The 24,760-nt window shown below is 49.1% G+C and carries 22 protein-coding genes; 6 read left to right on the plus strand and 16 right to left on the minus strand.

What is annotated here, in order from left to right:
• Positions 1–33: 33 nt before the first annotated feature.
• The 3 genes from B1728_RS27430 to B1728_RS27440 form a co-directional block, all read right to left on the minus strand.
• Complete coding sequence (locus tag B1728_RS27430; protein WP_079913625.1) at positions 34–1,560, minus strand: AbgT family transporter; 1,527 nt, start codon at positions 1,558–1,560, stop codon at positions 34–36.
• A 486-nt stretch (positions 1,561–2,046) separates the two neighbouring features.
• Positions 2,047–2,922 carry a cation diffusion facilitator family transporter gene (locus B1728_RS27435; protein WP_079913626.1) on the minus strand — a complete coding sequence of 292 codons (876 nt, stop codon included), beginning with the start codon at positions 2,920–2,922 and terminating at the stop codon, positions 2,047–2,049.
• A gap of 306 nt (positions 2,923–3,228) precedes the next feature.
• On the minus strand, positions 3,229–3,657 hold the full coding sequence (locus B1728_RS27440) for a hypothetical protein (protein ID WP_079913627.1): 429 nt from the start codon (positions 3,655–3,657) through the stop codon (positions 3,229–3,231).
• 175 nt (positions 3,658–3,832) lie between these two features.
• On the opposite strand from B1728_RS27440, the gene B1728_RS27445 reads away from it, so the two are divergent.
• Entirely contained in the window at positions 3,833–4,192 is a 360-nt protein-coding gene (locus B1728_RS27445) for a DUF4870 domain-containing protein (protein WP_079913775.1), read from the plus strand.
• A gap of 73 nt (positions 4,193–4,265) precedes the next feature.
• Here B1728_RS27445 and B1728_RS27450 read toward each other — a convergent pair whose 3' ends face one another.
• Together B1728_RS27450 and B1728_RS27455 are read right to left on the minus strand one after the other, a co-directional pair.
• A complete protein-coding gene (locus tag B1728_RS27450; RefSeq protein ID WP_079913628.1) occupies positions 4,266–4,769 on the minus strand; it encodes an NUDIX hydrolase in 504 nt (167 codons plus the stop codon).
• A gap of 64 nt (positions 4,770–4,833) precedes the next feature.
• Complete coding sequence (locus B1728_RS27455) at positions 4,834–5,592, minus strand: IclR family transcriptional regulator (RefSeq protein WP_079913629.1); 759 nt, start codon at positions 5,590–5,592, stop codon at positions 4,834–4,836.
• A 452-nt stretch (positions 5,593–6,044) separates the two neighbouring features.
• Between B1728_RS27455 and B1728_RS27460 the strand changes: the two genes are divergently transcribed.
• From B1728_RS27460 to B1728_RS27470, 3 genes are all read left to right on the plus strand, one after another.
• Positions 6,045–7,013 (plus strand): aldolase catalytic domain-containing protein, encoded by a 969-nt coding sequence (locus B1728_RS27460; protein WP_079913630.1) that lies wholly within the window; start codon positions 6,045–6,047, stop codon positions 7,011–7,013.
• Between the two features lie 229 nt (positions 7,014–7,242).
• Positions 7,243–7,644, plus strand: a complete 402-nt coding sequence (locus B1728_RS27465; RefSeq protein WP_079913631.1) for a PepSY domain-containing protein — start codon at positions 7,243–7,245, stop codon at positions 7,642–7,644.
• A gap of 193 nt (positions 7,645–7,837) precedes the next feature.
• Positions 7,838–8,656, plus strand: a complete 819-nt coding sequence (locus B1728_RS27470) for an SPL family radical SAM protein (RefSeq protein ID WP_079913632.1) — start codon at positions 7,838–7,840, stop codon at positions 8,654–8,656.
• 135 nt (positions 8,657–8,791) lie between these two features.
• Here the strand turns inward: B1728_RS27470 and B1728_RS27475 are convergent, their stop codons facing one another.
• The 4 genes from B1728_RS27475 to B1728_RS27490 form a co-directional block, all read right to left on the minus strand.
• Entirely contained in the window at positions 8,792–9,664 is an 873-nt protein-coding gene (locus B1728_RS27475) for a carbohydrate ABC transporter permease (protein ID WP_079913633.1), read from the minus strand.
• 26 nt (positions 9,665–9,690) lie between these two features.
• Complete coding sequence (locus B1728_RS27480; protein WP_079913634.1) at positions 9,691–10,644, minus strand: ABC transporter permease; 954 nt, start codon at positions 10,642–10,644, stop codon at positions 9,691–9,693.
• Positions 10,645–10,755: 111 nt separating this feature from the next.
• The gene (locus B1728_RS27485) at positions 10,756–12,288 is read right to left on the minus strand and encodes an extracellular solute-binding protein (RefSeq protein WP_079913635.1); all 1,533 of its coding nucleotides are present in this window, start codon (positions 12,286–12,288) and stop codon (positions 10,756–10,758) included.
• Between the two features lie 513 nt (positions 12,289–12,801).
• Entirely contained in the window at positions 12,802–14,334 is a 1,533-nt protein-coding gene (locus B1728_RS27490; RefSeq protein ID WP_079913636.1) for an extracellular solute-binding protein, read from the minus strand.
• A 263-nt stretch (positions 14,335–14,597) separates the two neighbouring features.
• Between B1728_RS27490 and B1728_RS27495 the strand changes: the two genes are divergently transcribed.
• Positions 14,598–16,910, plus strand: coding sequence for a helix-turn-helix domain-containing protein (locus B1728_RS27495; RefSeq protein WP_079913637.1), 2,313 nt, complete (start codon positions 14,598–14,600; stop codon positions 16,908–16,910).
• Positions 16,911–16,998: 88 nt separating this feature from the next.
• On the opposite strand, the gene B1728_RS27500 is transcribed toward B1728_RS27495, so the two are convergent.
• The 3 genes from B1728_RS27500 to B1728_RS27510 form a co-directional block, all read right to left on the minus strand.
• Positions 16,999–17,730 carry a ZIP family metal transporter gene (locus tag B1728_RS27500; RefSeq protein WP_079913638.1) on the minus strand — a complete coding sequence of 244 codons (732 nt, stop codon included), beginning with the start codon at positions 17,728–17,730 and terminating at the stop codon, positions 16,999–17,001.
• Positions 17,731–17,935: 205 nt separating this feature from the next.
• The gene (locus tag B1728_RS27505) at positions 17,936–19,339 is read right to left on the minus strand and encodes an NAD-dependent malic enzyme (protein ID WP_079913639.1); all 1,404 of its coding nucleotides are present in this window, start codon (positions 19,337–19,339) and stop codon (positions 17,936–17,938) included.
• A gap of 148 nt (positions 19,340–19,487) precedes the next feature.
• Complete coding sequence (locus B1728_RS27510) at positions 19,488–20,510, minus strand: redoxin domain-containing protein (RefSeq protein ID WP_079913640.1); 1,023 nt, start codon at positions 20,508–20,510, stop codon at positions 19,488–19,490.
• A 418-nt stretch (positions 20,511–20,928) separates the two neighbouring features.
• On the opposite strand from B1728_RS27510, the gene B1728_RS27515 reads away from it, so the two are divergent.
• Positions 20,929–21,438, plus strand: coding sequence for a PCYCGC motif-containing (lipo)protein (locus B1728_RS27515; protein WP_079913641.1), 510 nt, complete (start codon positions 20,929–20,931; stop codon positions 21,436–21,438).
• A 54-nt stretch (positions 21,439–21,492) separates the two neighbouring features.
• Here B1728_RS27515 and B1728_RS27520 read toward each other — a convergent pair whose 3' ends face one another.
• From B1728_RS27520 to B1728_RS27535, 4 genes are all read right to left on the minus strand, one after another.
• The gene (locus B1728_RS27520; RefSeq protein WP_079913642.1) at positions 21,493–21,702 is read right to left on the minus strand and encodes a hypothetical protein; all 210 of its coding nucleotides are present in this window, start codon (positions 21,700–21,702) and stop codon (positions 21,493–21,495) included.
• A gap of 217 nt (positions 21,703–21,919) precedes the next feature.
• Complete coding sequence (locus B1728_RS27525) at positions 21,920–23,278, minus strand: HAMP domain-containing sensor histidine kinase (protein ID WP_079913643.1); 1,359 nt, start codon at positions 23,276–23,278, stop codon at positions 21,920–21,922.
• On the minus strand, positions 23,275–23,949 hold the full coding sequence (locus B1728_RS27530) for a response regulator transcription factor (protein ID WP_079913644.1): 675 nt from the start codon (positions 23,947–23,949) through the stop codon (positions 23,275–23,277). Before B1728_RS27530 ends, B1728_RS27525 begins: the two co-directional genes overlap by 4 nt.
• Before the next feature lie 340 nt (positions 23,950–24,289).
• On the minus strand, positions 24,290–24,745 hold the full coding sequence (locus tag B1728_RS27535; RefSeq protein WP_079913645.1) for a DUF420 domain-containing protein: 456 nt from the start codon (positions 24,743–24,745) through the stop codon (positions 24,290–24,292).
• Between the last annotated feature and the right edge of the window lie 15 nt (positions 24,746–24,760).

Below are 24,760 nucleotides of genomic sequence, written 5' to 3' on the forward strand. Positions count from 1 at the left end.
CTTTTAAATCTTTTTCTATATTTTCCGTTGTTGTTACATCTTCGGATATACACCTGGCCCGATCGGCAGTCCAAGGAAAAACCAGATAACGAGCAGCAGCGTCCAAATGATAAAAAATGCGATAGGATAAGGCAAAATTAATGAGAAATACGTACCGAGCTTCGCATCCTTCTTATATTCCTGCAAAAAGCCCAGGAACAGCGCAAGGAACGGCGACATCGGAGCAAACGGAATGACCGAGGAATCCGCAACCCTGAACACGATTTGAGCAAACGCAGGATGGTAGCCGAGCGCCATAAACAAAGGAATGAAAACCGGCGCCAGAATCGACCAGATCGCCGAGCCGCTGGCAATAAACATCGTAAGCAATGCGGACAAAAACATCAAGCCGATAACGACCGGAATGCCGGTCATGTTCATATTTTCAAGGAAGTCGGTAATCCCCAGAGCCATGAATTTCCCCATGTTACTCCAGTTAAAGAAGGCGACGAATTGCGATAGAGGGAACACCATCACGATAAAACCGGCCATCCCCTTCATCGGGCTGACAAGCAGCTTCGGAATGTCGTTCTGGCTTTGGATCAGCTTCATCTTGATCCCGTAGGTAACCGCTATCGTAAGGAAAAACAAAATAATGATGGGCACAATGCCTGACATGAACGGCGACGGTATGACCGTACCCAATTTCGGATCACGCAGCAGGGCTCCTTGAGGAACAACGAGAATCGCCATGATGGCAATGAAAATCAGGGCCACGATACCGGTCGTGCGAAGCGCCCGGTTCTGCTCGTCAGTCAGCTTCTCCAGTTGCTTGTCTTTGCTTCCTTCGTACTTGCCGAGTCGCGGTTCAATGAACTTATCCGTAATGAGCGCTGCAACAATCGTCAGTACAATAACCGAGGTCATCATGAAGAACCAGTTGTCCGTGACGTTAACCGTCATTGCGGGATTGACCGATTTGGCGATATCCGAGCTGATGCCGGACAGCAGCACATCCGTCGTCACGATAAGAATATTGGCCGTAAACCCGGAGCCTACGCCGGCAATGGCCGCAAGAAGTCCTGCAACCGGGTGGCGTCCCACAGCCAGGAAGATGAGGGCTCCCAAAGGGGGCATAATCACCAGCGCCGCATCCGAGGACACGTGACTGAAGAAGGCAATGAATACGACAAGGTAGCTCGCATACTTGGCGCTGACCCGGGTCGTCATTTTACGCATAACCGCTTCGAGCAAGCCGACCTTTTCCGCCAACCCGACGCCAATCACCAACGATAGGATTGAGGCAAGCGGTGTGAAGGCCGCAAAATTTTTCGTTACGTTCATGACGATCCATTGAATGCCTTCCTTGCTCAGAAGATTTTTCACATAGACAGGTTCCTTCTTGATCGGATCGAACGCAGCGACATGAAAATACGATAATAGTGCAGTAGCCGCCATCAAGATGAGGATCAAATAGATAAACAAGATGAATGGGCTCGGGAGCTTATTGCCTACACGTTCCACCCATTTAAACAAGCCTGACTCGTTTGCGCCAACCACTGGATTTGCAGCCTTTTCCATATTTAGTTCCCCCTGATCAATAGTGTGTAGGTCGTATGATGCGGTTGCAGGGTGACCGAATCAAACTATCCCCGGTTGTCCTCTCAGCTATCTAGTAACGGCTCAAAAGCTTGCTTGCCCCATGTCACGGTCATCTCGCAGGAATTCCTTCCATTTCAATATGCCCTTCTTCGCTTGCTTGGCCTAATAGGAAGAAGCTAAGCATGTGAAATCGCTTTCTTATTTACCTGAGATAACCGTTCCTTTTGACCGTTTTCATTGAAAATGAAAGCGTCAGGAACGAGCGGAAACCATTAATAGATAATATAGCGAAATTTTCGTTAAATTTATTATATATTCGTTTTATTCAGATTTCAATACCCATGTCACGTTTATTGTCATATCCAATATTTTACTGGTACTGCCGGTTAACGGGTGTTTCCTTTACAGAATAGCAAAAAACCGCAGGAAACCATGCTGCGGCTTAAACAAACTCATAAGGACAAATTAACAGCTGCCTGAATACGGCTCAATATGAACGTGTACGTTCTCGATTTGATGCTTCTTGTTCATGCGCCGTTCGATTTCATCGCTAATATCGTGGCTTTGCTCCACACTCAGCTCCGCTGCGACCTCTACGACAACATCCAGAAGCACGCTGCTGCCGTGTACACGAGCTTTAATGTCCTTGATTCCTTTGACCCCGGGGGTATCGCCGACCGTCTCGCGGAACATGGTCAGCTTCTCTTCATCGAAGCCGTCTGTCAGGGCGTGAGTGGCTTCGTAGAAAATATCCCAGGCCGTTTTGCAAATAACGATCCCTACCGCAAATGCAGCAATGGCATCAAGAATGGGCATTCCGAGGCGCGCTCCGAATATGCCGACGGCGGCCCCGATACTGACGAGCGCATCCGACCGGTTATCGTAAGCGGCGGCCATCAGCGACTGATTGTTGATTTTGCGGGCCAGTCGGCTGTTGTATAAGTAAACGAACCACATGCACGCAGCACATATCAGGGCGATCCATGCGGCTATCATGTCCGGAGCCTGTCCCTTGTCTTCGAAGAAGCTCTGGCCGGACTGAATCAGCACCTGGATACCGGCAGCGAACATAATGAAGGACGCCACCATAGAGGCGATCGTTTCCGCACGCATGTGACCGTACGGGTGGTCGTGGTCGGGCGGCTTGCGCGAGATCCGCAGGCCGATAAGTACGGCAAGAGATACGATAATGTCGGTTGTATTGTTAATCCCATCCGCTGATAACGCTTCAGAGCCTGTCAGGTATCCCATGGTGATTTTGAATGCGGATAAAATAATGTAGGCAATGATACTGACCCATGCGCCTCTCTCGCCCTGCTTCAGATTATCGTATGTGTCCACGTTGATTCTCCCCCAAGCTTCCTTTATCGAAAAATACGCTGCTTTTTGACCGAACCCCATCATAACAAACGAAACTTGTGTGGGTCTAGAGAAACAGTGTTTTCCTAGCAACGAAAAATAGGGACAGCGCAACTTTGTTTTCTAAGGCAAATCTTTTTCACCCAAGCTAATTTCTAGTCTATATTTATAGAAGATACGGGGTAGCACTCCAATAGAAATCCTGACAAAAGAAAGAGCAGCCTCCGCATTGTGGGCGTGAGGCCGCTGCCTGGCTTTATTGCCGATCCTTTGTTCAAACAGCCGACCTTATAATCGGACTCCGGCATCAAAATAGTTGTAATCGTCAGTAGAAGGATCAAATACCGGATGGCCATTGCCCGAATCCGACTCTCCTGCAGCAACGCCCGGGAACGTATCCGCTGTCGTGCTGTCGTTCTCCATTAGATCTTCATTGATCAGATGGGCCGGGATGGAGATATAATCGGCTTCATTATAAGCCATCGCGTAGGTATCGCTTTCCGTTGCGGCACCTTCCATTTCCTTCAGCCTGCCCCCGTGCGCCTGGGCAATCTCCAATGCCGAGGTCAGATCGTTGTTCTCGACATCGATATGCAGCGCAGGCAGCTTCCATTCCCGGTGCAGTCCCGTATGGTACCCGAGCTCCTCCAGCGTTTCTTTGGCCAGCAAAGCCGACTTTTCATTTTCAAACTCAAAAAAGATAGGCACACCCGTCATTCGGTTCGTTCCTTTCATGAAAAAGATGGTTTGGCTTAGATTCCCCGCGGACGCGCCAAACTATTCCTTTTTCCGCAAACAGACATACGCTTGAAATCCCTTGCATAAATTGGTTACAAAACGATTCAGGCATGACCATTCTTCTTATTAGAAAGAGGTGTGTGCATTGAGCCCATTGAACGACGATGAAAGAGGCTACCCTGCGGCAAACGCTCCGTCCGGGGTCGATCCCGCTGATGTCCATCAGAACAAATGGCTTGCTGTGGCCGCTTATATTATATTTTTCATTCCGCTGCTTGCCGCGAGACAATCCCGATTCGCCATGTACCATGCCAATCAGGGACTTGTTCTGCTGTTGTTCAGCATCGCCTGCAATATTGTGCTCGGCTTTATTCCGTTTATCGGCTGGATCCTGCTTCCGATTGCCAATTTGGCCACATTGGTTCTTGTCATTATAGGGATTCTGCAATCGGCCAACGGGCAGCTGAAGCCTCTGCCTGTGATAGGAAGCATTTCCCTTCTGAAAGTTCCGTAGGTCGAATAAGAACACGCCAAAAAGCCGACCCCGTTGTTCAACGATGTCGGCTTCCTTTTTTATGCGAAGATGATTATACGCCTATGGCGTAAGCTGCCTCCAGAGGAAGAGGAAAGCATTCGACCAGCTGCCCTTGGCGGAAGATACACCGGTATTCCCGAGGCTCCTCCAGATTCAGCATGGGCGGCAGGAAATGCCGGAGATGATTGGCGACTCCCTGGTTATCCGGATGAATGACCCATTCGATAGGCTTGAATGCCAATATCCCCTCGGCCGTCCCGACCGGATGGTCAAAATCCTTCCCTCTCCCGGAAGGCATATCGGCCAGGTATACATACATTCCGCCGCTGGACTTGCCGTCGACTTCCCAAGTAACAATCCCGCCAAAATGCGCCTCAGCCAATAGGATCCCGGTCTCCTCACGCACCTCCCGAAGGACGCTCTCACAGGGGGATTCCTCCGGCTCCAGCTTACCGCCTACACCGTTCCAGAGCCCAAGCAAGGGAGACTTATGCCGGTTCAGCATCAGCAGCCGGTCACCTTCACGGATAAAGCACAGATTATACTTAAGCCTCATGAGGTACCTTCCTTTCGACCATTAAATATGTATGTGTTTAATAAATCCTAATCCTCAGGCTCCGTTAATCTCGGCCGCCGTAGGCGAGCTTCTCCGCCAATGTCACGGCTAATGTCCCGGCCTGCACCCTCTTTCGCTCCCACTCATGGAGAGGCATGGAGATGCTGACTGCTCCGCAAACCTCTCCCCCAGGCTGCTTAATAGGGGCGGCAACGCAGCAGAAGCCCATAACAGCCTCCTGTTCATCGCAAGCCACCCCCTCCAGTCTCGCCTGCTGTACCTGCTTCTTCAATACCTCAATCGAAACGATAGTGTAAGGGGTCAGCTGAGCTAACGGAGTCTCGGGCGGATACAGGCGTTCCCACATCACCTCATCCACTCCGGCCAGCATGACTTTGCCGAGACCCGTGGCATGAGCGGGGAACCTTGAGCCCGGCCCGGAAATGACCTGCACCGGCGTCGGGGCCGCTTCCTTCGCCAAATAGACGACCTCCGTGCCCTCCAGCCTCGCAAGCTGAACGGATTCTCCGATTTCCCTCATGATCGCAGGCGCTTCCCGCTTGAATAGGTCAATCAAATTAAATTGCTGGAAATACGCGCTGCCAAGCCAGCCGAAATAACCGCCGAGTCCATAGGAATCCGCTGCATCCTTCTCAATCCAGCCTAATTCCTCCATGGTCTGAAGCAGAGAAAACATCGTGCTCTTGCTGACATGGGTCCGCTGGCACAAATCAGTGAGCTTGAGCCTTCCCCTCTCTTCCGCGATTTCGCGAAGTACACGGTGAGCCCGGTCCAGAGCGGGCACCCAATATTTTTTATCCATGGCTTGCATAGCCCCCATTATTATTATTCATGGCATAAATATGCTTCACTGCGATTGTGCTTTGCCGCGGTTGAGCCTTACTATATAAAAAATAAGTTCACAATAATGAACCTTGTTTCAAAATTCTATTCCCCACATTTTATCACCTGTCCCGGCCAAGGGTCAATGAGCGCCTCTCCTCAAAAGAAATGCGGAGCCGCCCCGTCTTTTCCTGAAAAACGGGCTGTCTTGAAGTTCCCAAATTTACATATAATGTTTGTCAATTGACCATTGTTTTGTTATCATTGACAAGTAGTTAATGATGTGTAATGATAGGGTTAGAAAATACCACTTTATCGCTTGAAAGCCAAAAAGCTTCGAAGTAGCGAAGTATTATAAGGTGGCCAGCATCGCCCGCCATACGGTTTCTTTGCCGGGCTGACTCCGCCACAACGAGAAAAGGAGCACATATTATGACAAGAGGTATGAATCACAAAATTTTGGACTGCACGATTCGTGACGGAGGTCTCGTCAACAATTGGGATTTTAGCGTAAAAATGGTACAAGATATGTATGCGGGCTTGAGCGAAGCCGGCGTCGAATATATGGAAATCGGCTATAAAAACTCCGCCAAGCTGCTTAAAGGTGCCGATGCTGGCCCGTGGCGCTTCCTGAACGAAGATTTCTTGAAGGAAGTTATCCCTAACAAAACCGATACCAAGCTGTCCGCTCTGGTCGATATCGGCCGTGTAGACGAGAACGACATCCTCCCTCGCGAGCAAAGTCAGCTTGATTTGATCCGCGTAGCTACTTACATCAAGGATGTAGATAAAGCGCTCGAGCTGGTACGCAAATTCAACAGCTACGGCTATGAGACCAGCATTAACATTATGGCGCTGTCCCACGTGATGGAGAATGAGCTGACCGAAGCTTTCGAAGAAATCAACAAAAGCCCGGTTGACGTCGTCTACATTGTAGACTCTTACGGCAGCATGGATTACAGCGATATTGATTACCTCGTTGCCAAATTCCAACGTTTGCTTCCTGAGAAGCAGCTCGGCCTTCATATGCACAATAACATGCAGCTTGCCTTCTCGAACACGATTATGGGCGCGAGCAAGGGTGTGCAATTCCTGGATGCTTCCGTATTCGGCATGGGCCGTGCGGCAGGTAACTGCCCTACCGAGCTGCTGGTAAGCTACCTGAAAAATCCGAAATACGAAGTACGTCCGGTTCTGGATCTGATTGAGAGACATTTGGTGCCTATGCGCGAGAAAGTCGAGTGGGGCTACATCGTTCCTTACATGATTGCCGGCGTATTGAACGAGCATCCTCGTGCCGCCATGGCTCTTCGCGCAAGCGATGATAAAGATAAATACGTAGACTTCTACGATAAACTGACATCTCCGGAAGCGATGCCTACCAATCATCATTCCGACTAATTCGTTCCCATAAGCAATTCATGAGAGATGGCTGCCCTGTGCGGCCGTCTTTTTCTGACATTTTCATGGAGGCATCCTAGTTTGCTTCCGTGCTTGCCGTCCCTTTTCTGGCCTTCTTTTGCATATTATTACCATCCCCTACAGCGTCATTTGAAGCGATAGCTCCCATTTTTTGTGGATATGATATAGCTAGTACCACTATTGATCATCTTTTCAAGGAGGCAGTCAGATGAACAACAAAGTATGGGGATGGGCCGCTGTCACGGCTCTTATTATCGGTGCAGGCATGATCTTGTCTCATCCGGCTTCTGCGGATCCTGCTTCGGTCCCGGCTCCAGCAGAGTCTGAACAAATGATGAATTATGATGAACAAGTCGCGGCGGAGCAGGCGGAACTCCAGAAGCAGGCCAAAATTACAAAAGACCAAAGCGTCACCATCGCCAAGAAAAAGGTAGACGGCAAAGTACAGGAAGTTATGCTCGGGATCGAAGATGGCACTGTCGTCTACAACGTCTTCATTGAAGATAAGCATTCGCAGGTGATGGAGGTTAAGGTAGACGCCAACACCGGAAAAGTCATTGCCGTGGAACAAACCGATAACGACATGGAAACCGTTGAAGATATGGAATAGTCGATGTTTAAGCCTTCTGCCCGCCGGGTGCCGAGGGCTTTCTTTTTTGCCGCGGCCAATCCGGGTGTCCGGGAACAATCCCTCTGCGAGTGCTTTTTTTGCTATAATGTAAGGTACGGCTGGCAGCCGAAACTTACACTCGCCTTTCGCAGCAGCGCGCTTCCTCATCTATCAACCCTGGAGGTGATCATTGATGCAGCCGACCCTTACACATAAAGCTCCCAAGACGCTCCTTAATCCAGCCGGCGGTTACTTGACCGGATACAGCCATACACTGAATCCCTATACAGGCTGCGCCTTCTCCTGCTCCTACTGCTATGTGCGGGAAATGCCGGTAGCCAAGTTCCGTTCCGAGCCCTGGGGAACCTGGGTCGATATTAAGGAAGGGGCTGCCGCAATCCTGTCAAAGGAGCTTACCAAGGCGCGGCGCAAAGGTCCCGTAACGATCTTCATGTCGTCCAGTACGGACCCTTATCAGCCTGTAGAGTACCGCGAGCGGCTCACCCGCTCCCTGCTAGAAGCGATGGTGCAGACACCGCCCGATTTTCTTCTCCTGCAGACACGCAGCCCTCTCGTCACGCGAGATATCGATCTGCTGCTTCAGATGAAGGAGCACGTCCGGGTCAGCGTCACGGTGGAGACCGATCTGGAGCCGATGAGACGTGCATTCACCCCGTCAGCGCCGCCTTTGGCGGCAAGAATGAAAGCGTTGAAGCAGCTTACAGCGGAGGGTCTGGATGTACAGGCGGCTATCTCTCCGGTACTGCCTTCCTCGGATCGGTTCGCCGAACGGCTTGCCGAGGTCGTCGATCGGGTGTGCATCGATGACTTCTTCATGGGTGACGGAAATCTCGGCAAACGGACCGAGCGGCTTGGCATTCGCCGTATCTACGAGGAGCTCGGCATAACCGAATGGTATGACCGAAGCGCTTATGAGCGCGTATGGAATAGGCTGAAGGCTCATTTCCCCGAACATCAGATCCTGGTCAGCCAAGCAGGCTTTTTGCCTTGAAGCACGGACCTTTCATTGCATCATAGAACAGTAACGCCCCTGTAAGACTTCTGCCATTGCAGCAGTCTAATAGGGGCGTTCGTCATTTCATACCCAGGCTGTAGAGGCACGTCCTCTGTCTCGCCAGGATGGAAATTACCCTTTGACAGAACCGACCAAAGCACCTTTGGCGAAATATTTTTGCAAGAAAGGATATACGATCAATATTGGAAGAGTCGATACCACGATAACGGCCATCTTGATCGTTTGCTCAGGCGGTTTGATGAAATCGTTACCCGTATCTGCAGCCAACCCGCTCGCCGCGATAACGATTTGACGCAGCAGAACCTGAATCGGCCATTTCGACGCATCATTAATGAACATAATGGCGTGGAAATAGGAGTTCCAGTAGTTTACCGCATAGAACAAAGAGATAGTGGCCAAGGATGGCAGGGACAAAGGCAGAACGATTTTGAATAAAATTCCGAAATCGCCGCATCCGTCGATTTTGGCAGATTCCTCAATCCCATCCGGCAGTCCTTGGAAAAAGCTGCGCAGAATGATCAGATTGAACGCACTGATTGCACTAGGCAAAATCATTGCCATGTAGCTGTCAATCAAACCCATAGCTTTAACGACAAGGAAGGATGGGATCAAGCCGCCGCTGAACAACATGGTGAATACGATCATCAGGTTAACGGTAGTACGACCATCCAAGTCTCTTCTTGTCAGACCGTATGCCATGAGCGACGTCAGAAACATACTGATGATGGTACCGCCAACGGTAACGCCAATAGATACAGCCAATGCTTTAAAGAGTGTTCCCGTCGATAAAATATATTGATAAGCGCTCAGCGTAAATTCACTTGGAATCAATACGAACGGCTTGCGCGCCATCTCTTCCGCTGTAGTGAACGAGCCCATAACCACGTGAAGGAACGGCAGAAGCATGAGCAGCGAGACGATGACAAGGAGCGTAATATTGACAAAGTCGAATAAACGGCTGGCAAACGTTTTATCTTGAACCATTTTGATGCCTCCTTTGAAGTAACGGCTTAGTAGATTCCGTCCTCGCCGAATTTCTTAGCCAGCCAGTTGGAGAACATCACCAGAAGCAGGCCGATAACGGATTTGAACAAGCCGACAGCGGTACTGAAGCTGTATTGCCCTTGCTTCAAACCGGTTGTATAGACATAAGTATCGAGGATTTCTGCTACGTTCTTATTCATGGAGTTGAGCAGCAGATAAATATGCTCGAAGCTGGTATCCAGGACGTTACCAATTTTCAGAATCAATAGAACGATAACTACACTACGGATACTCGGAAGTGTGATATGCCAGATTTGACGAAAACGTCCGGCTCCATCCATCCGCGCCGCTTCATACAAGCCCGGGTCGATAGCCGCCATGGCCGCCAAGTAAACAATCGTTCCCCAGCCCGCTTCGCGCCAAATCACCTGAATGACATAAATCGGATTAAACCATTCCTCACTCATGAGGAAATTGATCGGCTGTCCGCCGAAATAAGCAATCAGCTCGTTAATAAGACCGCCATCCATCGTCAGCATAACGAAGGAAATGGATACGACGATAACCCATGACAAGAAATGCGGGATATACACAATCGTTTGCACAACCCGCTTGAAATACGAACTGGCGACTTCATTAAGCATAAGTGCCAGCAAGATCGGTACGGGGAAATAAAATACGATATTGACGACAAAGACAACTAATGTGTTTTTGAATATATTCCAAAACTCCGAATCGGTGAACAATCGTTCGAAGTGCTTCAGTCCGACCCATTCACTGCCCATGATTCCCTTATAGGGCTGGTAATCCTGAAATGAAATCACCAGGCCGAACATAGGAATGTATTTAAAAATCAGAAAATAGAGAAAGCCCGGCAATATCATTAGATAAATATAACGGTTGCGAACGACACGTTTCCAGAGACCGCTTTGAGGCTTTGGAACAACTACGGGATTAGACTCAGCAGCCGTATTATTCATTACGTTCATTCCTTTCTATCGTTAGCAATCGGAAAATGCAATCGAGATAGGCTAAGGCTGCCGATCTGTTTCAGCAGCCTTTCGCCCTAAACCACCTCTTATGGGACCTTCTTATTTGCCACCAACGCTTTTATATTGTTCGTTAAATTCATCGATGATTTTTTGACCGCCATCGTTTTGCCATTTCTTGATAGCTGCTTGGTAACCGGCGTCATCAATTTTGCCCATAACATATTGGTACGTTGCGTCTTTGATCAGATCCTGCAGTCTTGCGCCTTTTTCGTTATACGTTTTGGAATCCAACGAGACAGTAGGATCAGTTACCATGAATTTCGCAGCTGCGTTGGACAGAGTGTTTGCTTTCTCAGCAACCGGCAATGTGTAGAAAGAAGGCGTAATATTCGTTGTTTCATACAGAGCCATGTTTAAGTAAGGTCTTACTTCTTTCTCAATGAGTTTGCTGTCCGTAGAAGGCAATACCTTGCCGTCCTTCATCGTGTAATGCTCGTTTTCCACACCGTATTTCAACAGGTTGGCAACTTCCGGCGAATAGAACTTATCCATGACGTTCAGGATGTTTTTCAGATCATTCTCGGTTTTAACGGAGGATTTAGGGAACAGAACAACGGTTCCGTAGCCTGGAAGTCCCCAAGTAATGTTTTTACCGGATTTATCCTTAATTTCGTTAACTACATCAAATTTCGCTTCAGGGATGTTTTTCTCTGTTTTCTCTTGCATTGTTTTTACATCGCCCATAGTTCCGATGTAGGCTCCGGCTCTGCCTGTGTACATCAGGTTCTGCTGGTCGGTTTTACTTGTTACAGGGAAGTCTTGGTTGATCAAGCCTTCGTCACGCAGCTTTTTGTAAAACTTCAGCGTATCCATGTAGCCTGGGGTCATAAATTCCGGTGTCAGCTTGCCGTCTTGAACGCCCCAGCCATTCGGAGTGCCGAAGTACATGGAGACGGTTTTGAACGAACCGTAGACTAAATCGTTACGGTCAGCCAAAGGAATCGTTTTGCCGCCGCCCGCCAAATCGGCTTCTTTAAATTTCTTAAGCATGTTATACAAATCATCAACGGTTTGCGGAGCCGGAATACCTAATTTATCCGCCCAGTCTTTACGATAGATCAAGCCGGAGCGAGCCGGTTGTCTTTCCTGGTACAGGGAGTAGATTTTGCCCCCGACTTCTGTGTTTTTCAAAACCTTTGGATCCAGATTCTTCAGATTCGGATAATCCTTCAAATAAGGACCTACTTCCCAGAATTGGCCGTTCTTGATTGCATCTCTCATCAAGATGAAGGATGCCTGGTTTTTAAGGTAAACCACTTGCGGCAGGGAGCCTGTTGCAAATGCCGCTTGGAACTTCTCATCATAAGAACCATCTGGTACCCATTGAATATCAAGCTCGGAGTTTGTTTTTTGTTCCAGCAATTTTTCGATTTTATCCGACGGTACTTCTGGTGATTGCAGATCGGCCATCACTGTAATTTTAACCGGTCCGGCACTGTTACCGTTCGAGTTTGATGCTGCGCCGTTAGAATCCGTACCTTTACTGCTGCTGCAGCCGGCAATGACGGAGCCGGCAAGAGCAAGGGTACATACTGCACTGATCCATTTCAAATCTTTTGAAGATTTACTCATTTTCTCTTCCTCCCAATTTCATCACTATATGGTTCAAAGTTGTTCAAAAGGTTTGTACGTAATTGCTTGTTCTCTTTTCGAGTTATAATGTAACCCTTAATTCAGATTTCGTACATTATCCCTGACTCACATCTTATAAACCCAGTAACGGCGCGGGTTTGCGCCTATCTTATATGCAGAAATTAACCTTATATAGCCCCTATGTAATTGCGAAATCTACACGCTGCCGGGGCTAAAGATAGTCTTGTTGAGAGCCGCTTTCGAGTCTTTTGTGCCCATTCTGCCCCCTTACATTCCACCTACTAGAACAGGTACGTAGAACCAGGACGATCAACAGGGTATGATTGAGAGGATACTCGACCTTCCAATATTTGTTAGTTAATAGACAAAAATCCCCACAAAGCGGGACCTCGACATCCAAGCTAAATTCATATTTTGCGGGAGAATCCAGATGATAAAAGTTCAAAAAACCCGCCAAGAAGAACTTGGCAGGTTACGCTAGCGTGACGCATTTTATGGGTTATTCGACTTGCTTTTGCTATAGGATTCTTCGAACTCTTTAATGATCTGGGATCCGCCCCTGCTCTTCCAGATTTCAATTTCATTCCGGAAGCCGGCGGCATCAATTTTACCGAGAATGTAGTTATAGGTTGCATTGGTCATGATAGAGGCTAATTCCGTCCCATGGGCATCGTAATATAGAGAAGACAAGCCTAGGGTCGGATCATGAATCAAGATGTTATCGTTATCGGCGACAAGCTTATTCACCTGCTGAAGGATAGGCTCCTGGTCCGTTTCGCTCTGCTTCAGCAAATTCGGGTTGCTGATATTCGCAATCATAAGCGACAGCAAGGGACGAACCTCTGCATTCATGCGCTGGAACATATCCGGGGGAACGGCCACTTGTCCGTCCTTCAATACATAATGCCTTCCTTCCTGACCGTACAGCATCAGATTGGCAATATCCTTATTCATGGTCTTGTCAAAAAAAGCAAGAATCGCCTTCAAATCCTCCTGCGTCTTGATCGCTTTCTTGGAGAAAAGGAACAATCCGCTGTAATCCGGAATCGACCAGATCCCATACCCTTTGGGTCCTTGGATACGATTGACGAGCGCCATCTCGGCGTTAGAGTTCACCTGCTTCATCTCTTCAAGCATTCGCGGCGCATCGGATAGGCTGCCGATATAGACGCCCGCCTTCCCGCTGATCATCATATACCGCTGTACCTGCTTGCTGGCCACAGGGAAATCCTTGTTCATAATATTCTCGCTGTATAGTCGTTTCACAAAATTCATCGTATCCATATACTCCGGCGTTGCGAAGTCCGGAATAAAAGTGCCCCCGGATAACAGCCAGTTATTCGGCGTCCCGAAATAGGAGCTTAAGGTCTTGAAAGCGCCGTATACCAAATCATTACGGTCGGTCAATCCGATCGTATCCTGCTTCCCGTTGCCGTCCGGATCGTCCAGCGTGAACGCCTTGATGACCTGGTACAGCTCCTCGGTCGTGGACGGCTCTTTGAGATGCAGCCGGTCCAGCCAATCCTCGCGGATCATAATGCCTTGACGGGAAGATGACCGTTCATTGTACAGGCCGTAATATTTGCCGTCGAGCTTCGTCTCGTCCAGCGTCTTCTTGCTTAGGTTTTTCAAATTCGGGTAGTAGTCCAAATAAGGGCCGATGTCCCAGAACATATCGGATCGTATGGAATTTTTGACCAAATTATAGTCGATCTGTCTGACATAGGTTACCTGCTTTAATGTATTCGTTTCCAGTGCATTCAGCATTTTGCTCGTATAAATATCATCCGGGACCCATTGAACGTTCAGTTCCACGCCCGTTTTTTGATTCAGCTCATTCATCAGTTCATCCGTAGGCGGCTTGGGCTGGAACAACGGCACCATCATACTGATAGGAGTCGGCACCGGCTTGTCCTTCTCCGTCTCGGAGCTGTTTTGTCCTGAGGAACAGGAGCTAAGAAGCACGGCGGACAGAAGGGCGAGCGCAAGCAGTCGGATCCAACGCGGGGAATACCAGCGGTTCATTATGATTCCATCCTCCTTCCACCTCATTCTAACATTTCATTATACACGAAAAAAGTCGAAAAACTGGCCTATCGTGACGAAATTTTGTTATATTTGTCATGAATACGCATTGATATAACAACTTTAACCTTGCTACAATTAGAATAGCGCTTTCCGGCCTGCTCTCTCAAACGTGAGGCGGCGTGGAAGAGGAACGGATAGATCAAGCTGAACGGCGGATCAAGCGCTGTGCTTATTTTACTATTACGAGGGGAGGTCGACCTATGAGAAAATACAGCTTTTTAACGAAAATGACGCTGTTCGGCTGTATTTTGTGTACGCTTCCCGTTATCTTTATAGGTTTCTTTTCCTATATGAAATCTTCCAAGGAAATTCAAAAGCAGGTCAATTCGGAGCAGCTCCAAATATTGACCCAAATGAACTCCAATGTAGAGCAGACACTGCAAACCGTCAATCATGCCCTGGACCAGCTGAACAACTCTACCGTAATGTCCGAGGCGCTGCGGCGTCCCTTAACCGAACAGGATTTCATGCTATATAAGGATTTGCGTAAGGAAATCAGCAATACCCAGTCGTTTTATACGAATCTGGAGGATGTCGTTATCGTGAATCTGAAGCAAAACTGGATGCTCAAAAACTCCGGCTTTTACCGGATGGACCAGTACATTCACCGCTCCCAGATCGCCAATCAGATGATGCTTCCTAACTCGACATCCTGGGTGCTGAACCCGAGCCTTTGGTTTTACAGTGAAGAGAAGGCCAATGCGAGCACATGCCCTTATACGATCAGTCTTGTCCAGAAGCTGCCTACCCAGGACCTGGATAAATACGGACTGGCTATTGCCAATATTTCATCGTGTAATATGCCGGGTATCCTGAATTATAAGCCCCGGGAGTCTGAAACGGTGATGATCTTGGACGATCAAGACCGGGTTATTTACCATAATGACCCTTCCATGATCGGAAGGTATGCTATCAACACGGGCTTCATCAAAAATCCGGCGATCTTCGACAAGACCTCTGATCAATTCCAAACGGAGGTTAACGGAAAGAAATATACGGCAACCTATCTGCGGTCCTCCTACAACAACTGGATCTATATGTCGGCTATTTCCATAGATAGTCTCACCAAGGAATCCGTAAAAATACGGAATTATACCATTCTGATCAGCGTAATTGTCGTTCTGGTCTTTATGACCGTGGCCTGGATCTTCTCCCGGAGAATGTATAGTCCCATCCGGCGCATGATCAAGCAGATCCCTGTGAAGGATTCGAACATAAACGGACCGCGATTGAACGAATTCGACATTATCGGCCGGACGATGCAGGACCTGTCCTTGTCCAAAAGCCGATTGGAGCAGGAAACGCACCGGCATTATCAGCAAGCCAGGGACCTTTTTCTGATGAAGCTGTTTCAAGGAACGATGCGCCGTAAAGATATTATGGAGAAAATCGAGCATCTCGGCTTCATCGAAAAGCTGAGCGACTGGAAGGTCATGTCCGTCATCACTATCCAGATCGATACGCTTGATAATACCTCCTATGAGAAGGACGATCTGGACCTGCTCCTGTTCGCCGTCAGCAACATTGCTGAGGAAACGATTCCGAAGGAATTCAGCCTTCCGCCGGCCACGATCGATCAAACTCTCGTTATCCTGGTCGGTCAGCAGGAACGTCATTCTGAGCAGTATAACAGCTGGATCTATTCCCTGACGGAATCTTTACAGCAGATGATTCAAAATGTTCTGAAGCTGAAAATGAGCATCGGCATCAGCCTTCCGTTCGACGATCTGAAGCATACGAGCATCGCTTACCGGGAGGGACTGGAGGCGTTAAAGCACCGCATTCACCTGGGAGTCGGCGTTATCATTCATTATGCCAATATGAACGCGGGCAAGCACCAGATGAACCTGGATTATCCATGGCTGACAGAGAGCGAAATGTTCGATGCTATCCGCTTGGCGGACGAAGAGAAGGTCATGGAGCATTTCGAGCATTTGTTCCAGGTTATTTTCAAGCATGAGATGTCGCCGCAGGAATACCAGGTTCCTATCATGAGATTGTTGAATAATCTGCTGATCATGATTCAGGAGGCCGGTATTCGTCTTAACCAGCTCAATCCCGGAGGAGAATCGTTCTATGAAGAGCTGAATAAGCTGCACATCGGCAAGGAGATTGAGGAATGGTTCCTGTCGAGGCTTATTCTTCCTCTCATTCAAATCTTCCGCGAGCGGCTGGACTCGCAGTACCAGAGCATATCCGAGACGGTCCTCGACCGCATTCACAAGCAGTTCGATACCGATCTTACCATTGAGCAGTGTGCGGCCGACCTGCATTATAACGCGAACTATCTGAGCAGCGTATTTCGCAAGGAAACCGGTCAAACCTTTAGCGAATACCTCACGGCCTTCCGCATAACCATGGCTAAGAAATGGTTAATCGAAACCGATATGCCTATTAAAGATATCGCTCAAAGACTGCAGTATCAGCCACAGAACTTCAACCGCTTTTTCCGTAAGCAAGAAGGGATGACACCGGGACAGTACCGGGAAAGCTTCCGCAAAAATCAGTCCTGATTTAGCTGCCGAATGCCTGTTGGCGAGCAGCAGCAAACGAAAACAAGCTGACTTCATCACGAAGTCAGCTTATTTCTTTATCTTATGATTACCGGAGGCCATGCGTCAGTCCGATCATGGTCAGCAGCCCTGCTATGAAGGCAAAGGTTGCCGGCCGCTCATGCCCGTCGCCATGGCTTTCGGGGATCAGCTCCTTGTACACGACATAAAGCATCGCACCGGCTGCAAAAGCAAGCCCATAGGGGACAACTCCACTAATCCGCGAAGTAAAATGAAACCCTGCGAAGCAAGCGGCCAGCTCAATGACGGCCGTCCCGGCCGCTAGCCAAACCGCCTTCCATTTACTGACCTGGTGGGAGATGAGGAAGAAGGAGATTAAGAATCCCTCGGGCACATTTTGCAATCCAATGGCAAACGAAACGAGAGGGCCCAAATCCGGATGCTCACTGGCATAACTGACACCTACGGAGAGGCCTTCCGGCAAGTTGTGCAGCCCCATGGCGAGCAAAAAGAAGAGCGATTTATCCTGCATGGCCTGCTTATTCGAAAAACGCATCGATTCCGAGGACGGAATCGCCTTTTCCATAAGAGTAAGCACCGCAGTCCCGGCCAGAATGCCGGCGGCAAGCACTGCGAGATTGGAAAGCTTCAGCGCGGAAGGGATAAGGCTGTATGTCGAAGCAGCCACCATAATACCCGCGGTATAAGCCAGAAGACTATCTCTTCTGCGATGCGATACGTGCTTGAACAGAAGCGCGGGAATCGCTCCAAGCACCGTACATAAGGAGGCTATAATCCCGCTTAGCGCCATGTGTTCCATCCGAACCAACTCCATATGAGACTATCAAGCCCTTATCATCATATGTCCAAGCTCGAAAAAAAGAACATTTGTCCATTGTATTCCTTTCATCTGCACTGCTGAAACGCCACGAGCCTCCTTCAGCTGTCTTCACAATTAAGAAGGGATCCCCTTTTCGGAGATCCCTGAAATAACTATATAATCATATTCTCTTAGTATCCGCAAATTAGCGGAAATCCTTCGGAATACGACGGGCTACGCCGGTTTGAATTGCCGCTTCAATCACAGCATGACGCACGTTGGTCACCACATGCTCATTGAAAATACTCGGAATCACATACAGCTCATTCAGCTCCGCATCACTTACAACCGAAGCGATAGCGCGGGCAGCGGCCAGCTTCATCTCTTCGTTGATTCGGCGAGCGCGGCAGTCAAGCGTTCCGCGGAAAATGCCCGGGAAGCAAAGCACGTTGTTGATTTGGTTCGGGTAATCGCTTCTTCCCGTTCCCATAACACGCACATACGGCTGCGCTATTTCCGGATCAATCTCAGGCTGCGGGTTTGCCATAGCAAACACGATAGGATCTTGGGCCATCGATTGTACATATTCGACCTTCAGCAATCCTGCGCGGGATACGCCGATAAATACGTCCGCTCCCTGAATTACCTCCGCCAGGGTTCCCGGCTTCGATTCAACCTGCGGCTGCTGGGCAAGCCACTGCCACATAGGCTGCTCGTACGTTCCGCCTTGGACAATCGCTCCGTCACGATCAACCGGTACCAGTCGGCTTACGCCGGCTGCCAGCAGCATCTTGCAGATGGATACTCCCGCAGCGCCGATGCCGTTAACGACCACGCGGACGGACTCAATCGGTTTGCCTACCACTCTTAGGGCGTTAAGAAGACCCGCCATCACAACGACCGCCGTACCATGCTGGTCATCGTGGAATACCGGGATATCCAGCTCCTCTGCCAAGCGGGATTCAATCTCGAAGCAGCGAGGAGAGCTGATGTCCTCCAGATTAATTCCACCGAAGATCGGGCTGATCGCTTTCACGGTCCGGATAATTTCCTCCGTATCCTTGGTATCCAAGCAAATCGGGAAGGCATCTACCCCCGCAAGCTGCTTGAACAGCATCGCTTTCCCTTCCATCACCGGCGCTGCCGCTTCCGGTCCGATATCTCCCAGACCCAGCACGGCCGTACCGTCCGAAATCACGGCTACCGTATTCCGTTTGATCGTAAGGGAGTACGCTTTATTCGGATCCTCATGAATTGCCGTACATACACGAGCTACACCCGGAGTGTAGACACGGGACAAGTCATCGCGGTTCTTGATCGGCATGTTTGGAGTCATCGAAATTTTGCCGCCCAGGTGCGCCAGGAACGTCCGGTCGGATACGTTGATCAGCTTGATGCCAGGCAGCTCTTTGATCCCCTGAACAACTTGCGCTTCCGCCGAGTCTTGAACATCGACCGTGATATCCCGGATCGAGGACTCCTTCCCGACACGGATAACGTCGATAGATGTCACGTCTCCCCCTGCACGGCTTATGGCTGCCGCCACGTCACCGAAGGTGACTTCGCCATGAGTTAGCTCCACACGCAAAATAATACTTGTATTTGCCATAAAGAATACCTCCTTGAGTTCTATATTATGAACTTATTTCTATATACTGAATTTCAATATTTCAAATCATATCATGTAAGCTTTTATTTGTGCAATATGAATTTTATCCGCTTTCATTTGAATTCCCGGAATGATGGGGCTCCAGCACCTAGCGAACCGCTTTTCTCAGCATCTCCTCGTCCATAGCTCCCTGATGCTTTTTGCGGATAATCCCCTGTTCATCCAACACGTACGTTGCCGGATAGGCCGAGACCTGATACGTTTTTCCCACTTGCCCGTCCGAATCCAGCACTAAAGGAAACGTAAGTCCCCAATGCTTCCGAAACGATTCCACCACTACCCGGCTGACCTCGGTATGCATCGCATCGACGGATAGGATGACGACATTGTTATCACGGTTCTCGCTATAAAATGTTTGCATTACCGGCATCTCTACTCTGCAAGGAGGGCACCAGGTGGCCCAAAAGTTGATGAGCACCTTTTTTCCTCTAAAGTCCGACAGCTTCACCTTCTCGCCCTCGAGCGTCATCAATTCAAAATCGGGAGCCGTCTGACCGATCCCAATGCCGATCTCGTCCGACGCCTGGCTCTGCAAGCCGGATTTATCCCAGGTGTTCGCGGCTACAGCGCTGAACAAGGCATGTACCAGAACGAAGGAGAAGAATAAAGTCTGCATCCTTCTGCGCCCCGCTTGAGGCTCTCTCATCCATCCGATAACCACGGTGCCTATGCCGAGTAAGGCAATAATGGCGTTCGTCGTCACATTCCCCTCTAAGAATGCGATGTCCATTATGAGGTATACTGTATACCCTGATAGGATGGAGATAAGCCATGAATCTATATAAACGGCAAGATTAGGCGACGAGCGGTCTTTATACCCCACATAACACACAGTAAGCACGGTCGCCAGCCAAGCGCCTCTCACACCGCCGCTAAAATAGATCAGCCTCATCGGGTCGCTCCACACGCTCTGCGCCTGAAATAGAATGACGCTCAGCTTCCAGATCAAAAACCAGAGCAGTATCGCTTCAAAAGGTCTGTCATAACCTGTTCCTGCGGGCAAAGCGCCTCTCAGCCTCAGCTTCATTACACCATAAGCTGCAATGACCGCAGCGATAACGGCAAGAACTTGTCCTGACATGACCAGCGGTCCTAACGTCCATGTATTCACAATGCGCTGCCTCCTCACCCTAGCCTATTTTTATTGTGTATCGGATGAGTGGGCATGTCAAATCACTACTTTTTTCACACCATATAGAACTCTCTTATAAGGGTTCACTTGGAGAAGCGGTTTTAGGAACCTCTCAGCCCCATGGAAAGGGTGAAAGGCGTTAAAATCAAGGCTCTATGGATTATATTCGACGCCGCTTTCGCCCGTTTGCACTCTCAAGCGCTTCCCCAATATTTGAACTACTTTCCATTTTAATACTAGAAACAATCCACTCTTTTAATCATTAGCCCGGCTTGCTGCGCCTCGCTCTTCTCGATGTTCTACGTTCAAGAAGCTGTCATGACAGACTGAATATTCTATACCCTCGTATGGTATAATAAGAATTAAATCATTTTGCTCTAAACGGAGGTAAGTCCGAATGAAATTCCCTTATTGGATTCCGCTTTCCGGAGTCGTTGCACTGTCGGTTCTCCTATCCGCATGCGGTACGTCTTCCGGCAAAACAACGACAGCCATGGCTCCTCATTCTGCTCATCAGCAGCACGCCCCTAACGGCGACCTTCAGGAAACGACCTCCGGCATCACTCAGCTCCCTACCTTCCTGGATAAGCAGCGGCCCGAAATCAAACAAGCCTACCAAGTGGCAGCTTCGGTCGCCGATCTCCTGCAGTGGATTCCATGCTATTGCGGATGCGGGGAAAGTGCAGGTCATACCAGCAACAAAAATTGCTTTATTAAGGAAATAAAGCAGGACGGCAGCGTCGTATGGGACGATCATGGAACTCGCTGCGGGGTATGTCTGGAAATTGCCGTAACGTCGGCAAGAATGAAACAGGATGGCAAATCGGCCAAAGAAATCCGCACCTACATCGATCAAAAATATCAGAAGGGCTATGCCAAGCCTACCGATACGCCGATGCCGGCATAAATGAAAAAACGAACGAGGGCCAAGCCCTCGTTCGCTCTTTTTTTTGCGGCAGCGTCACAATCGGATAGAGAGAATATTGGAAAGCGGGATGTAAAAGCTGTTGCCGGCAGTGGATACGACCTGAATATTGCCGCCCGTTACCCCTTGAAATTTTCCTGTTACCGAAGTACTGTCGTAAAACACTCTGATCGTTTGCCCGAGAGATAATCTAGCAACGATAGCGGCAATTGCAGTAGAATTACTAGAAGAAGACCGACTGCTCATATAACCACCTCCTTTTTCTGCGGGAGATGGTATAGTATATGATTTCTATGAAACTATGACTAGATTCATATACACGGATAACAATCCATTTTATAGAATCCGTTCTGATAGATGATGCGGCCTGTCCATAGAAAACCATGCTTGGGCCTTACCAAAGTCGGCTTGTCTGCAAAAGGCAGGAATAGAGCGGGATGCTCCCCTGTATTTCTTTGCTTTGCTACACTGAGCTTGGCAGCCTTACGGTCACCGTAGTCCCCTCTCCCTCCTTGCTGCTCACCTGGATTGTCCCTTTGTGCATCGATACAATTTTGCGCACCAAGGATAGTCCCAAGCCGCTGCCTTCTATAGCTCCTGTTCGTGACCGGTCCGCCTTGTAGAACTGGTGAAAAATCATCGAAAGCTCCGCTTCCGGGATACCGATACCCGTATCAGCGATAATCACCTTGACCTGATGCACCTCAGCGGCCGCCCGGACCCGAATCGTTCCTCCCTCCGGCGTAAATTTGATACTGTTGCCGAGCAAATTAATCCATACCTGCTTCATTAAATCCTCATCCGCCGCTAGGATCGTTTTAGGTAAATTGAGCTCCAGGTTAAGCCTCTTGGCACTCCACTGGGGTTCGCAAACGACCACTACGTGGCGTATTTGCTCATCAAGCCGGTAAGTCGCTTTCTGAAACGGATGATGCTTTGATTCCAGCGACGCCAGCTTCAGCAGATTATCGCTTAGACGGGATAGCCTCTCGCTTTCGGATTGAATGATATCCAGATAGTACATTCGCTCCGCGGCGGGCATGGCACTGCTCTTCAATGCTTTGGTAAAACCGATGATGGAGGTCAGCGGAGACTGGATCTCATGCGAGACATTCGATACAAAATCCTGCCTCATTTGCTCCAGCTGCTTGAGCTCATTCGTCATTTCATCAAAGCTCTGGGTCAATATCCCGATCTCATCGTTGCGCTTCAAGCTCATCTGAACGTTAAAATTTCCTTTGGCCAGCTCCCTTGTCGCCTTTGTCAGCATATTCAACGGCTTGACCAAATACCGGGCGGCCACTACCATGACAAGTCCACCCAATATCAGCACGATCAGGAGATTAAGCTGTATGGTTCTTTTGATGCTCTGACTTATCGTCAGATAGTTTGGCTGAATAAACAAGGCAAACGTGTCGGTTCCTCGCTTTACCTGAAAGCCCATGAGCCACGCAGGAAGCTCATGATTCCGGCTATCCATAAACTCCAGGTATGAGCCCCCGGATAACACCTGCCCTACTTGGTCGTCCGATACTGTAAAAGCCAGGCTCGAACTCGCCTGCCTATTGCCGGATGCATCATAGATTGCGATATAGGAGGACTTCATGTCCGCGAACCGCTGCAAAATCAAGTCCCAACGCCCTGGATCGGATTCCCGCAAAATCTCCATAATTCCTTCTGCCGAACGGCTCGTATCGTCCCTTATCCAATCGTGCATCTGCTTCTCGAACATCCGGTTGGTCACGAGAAGAGAGCCTACCAGCCCAATCATCACCGCCACGATAAAGGCTACAACGACCCGGGTGTACAGAGATTTGATCATTCCTCCATCTCCAATCGGTAGCCAAGCCCGCGGATAGTGCTGATTTTGAAGGAAGTCTCCTTATCGTGGAACCGTTCCCGCAATCTTTTGATATGGACGTCTACCGTCCTCTCATCGCCTTCATAGTCAATGCCCCAAATCTGCTGGATTAACTGTTCTCGGGTGAAGATTTGCCCGGGATAGCTGGCCAATTTGAACAGCAGCTCGAACTCCTTTAGGGGAAGGATGAACGATTCCTGTCCTATCTTCATTTCATGCGCGGAGTGATCCAGTACCGCATTGCCAATCTGCACGACATGGGAGGCTGCGATTTTATAGCGCTTCAGCAGCGCTCTAACGCGAATTACAAGCTCTATAGGATCAAAGGGCTTCACTAGATAGTCATCCGTCCCCAGCTCGAATCCCTTCACCTTCTGCCCGGTTTCCCCTTTTGCCGTTACCATAAGAACGGGGATGTCGTAATGCTGCTTGATTTCCCTGCACAGCTCCCAGCCATCCATCTCAGGCATCATAATATCGAGAACGACCAAATCCATTCGCTCCGCCTCCAGCAGAGCCAGCGCTTCCTTCCCGTTATAAGCCTCGCGCGTGACCCAGCCTTCTCTCTCCAGGAATAAGGTCATCAGCTTGACGATATGCCGATCATCATCCACAACCAGTATATTAGCCATCACCGATTCCCCCCAGAATGACATGTAATGACCATAGTATAACCAGGTTTCCAGAACGGATGAATGAAGGCAAAAAAAGACTTCGTTCATTGAACGAAGTCTGAGTATCGTGAAACCAGAAGAGCTTGAAATGCTGCTAGTACACTCCGGTGGAATATCCCCCTCCGGCCGCTGTTGTTCTCGGGAATTATGATTATATTCTTGTAGCGGAAATTTCCCGATAACAAAGGCGGGCGCTATCACTCCTACAGGAGATACTCCACCTACCGTTATAGCAAATTTCTCGCAAATCGGGTTTCTCGACAGTCTGTTCGAGAACGAAGTCTTTTTATTAGAGAGACTAGAGTCCCAATATCGCATCGATCATAGGCTTCGTATCTCCGCCCGGGTACAACACGTACAGGAGAACGTAAACCACCACGCCGGTAGGAGCGGTAATCAGCCACATGACGGCCGTCCAGCGTCCGATCTTTTTGTGCTTAGCAAATCTCTTGTTGAACGCGTGCAGCAAGGTGATAATACCGAAGACACCGGCTAACGTTGCCAAAGTAATATGGAAAAAAAGGAATAAATGATACGCCAGCTTAAGCGATTCCGGACCCCCGAATGTTGTGTTTCCTACAAAGATTGTCCGAGATACGTAGATTAGGAAAAAGGCAAGGGCAAAGCCGGCTCCCCACAGCATCAGCTTCTCATGCCCTTTACGGTTTCCCTTCAATATTTGTCTCCAACCGAAGGCTACAAATATAGCACTGATAACGATAAATGACGTGCTAATCGTAGGCAAAATATGCATTCTCGTTCCACCTCA

The sequence above is a fragment of the Paenibacillus sp. 32352 genome (assembly GCF_002042965.1).
Classification (GTDB): Bacteria; Bacillota; Bacilli; order Paenibacillales; family NBRC-103111; genus Paenibacillus_S; species Paenibacillus_S vulneris.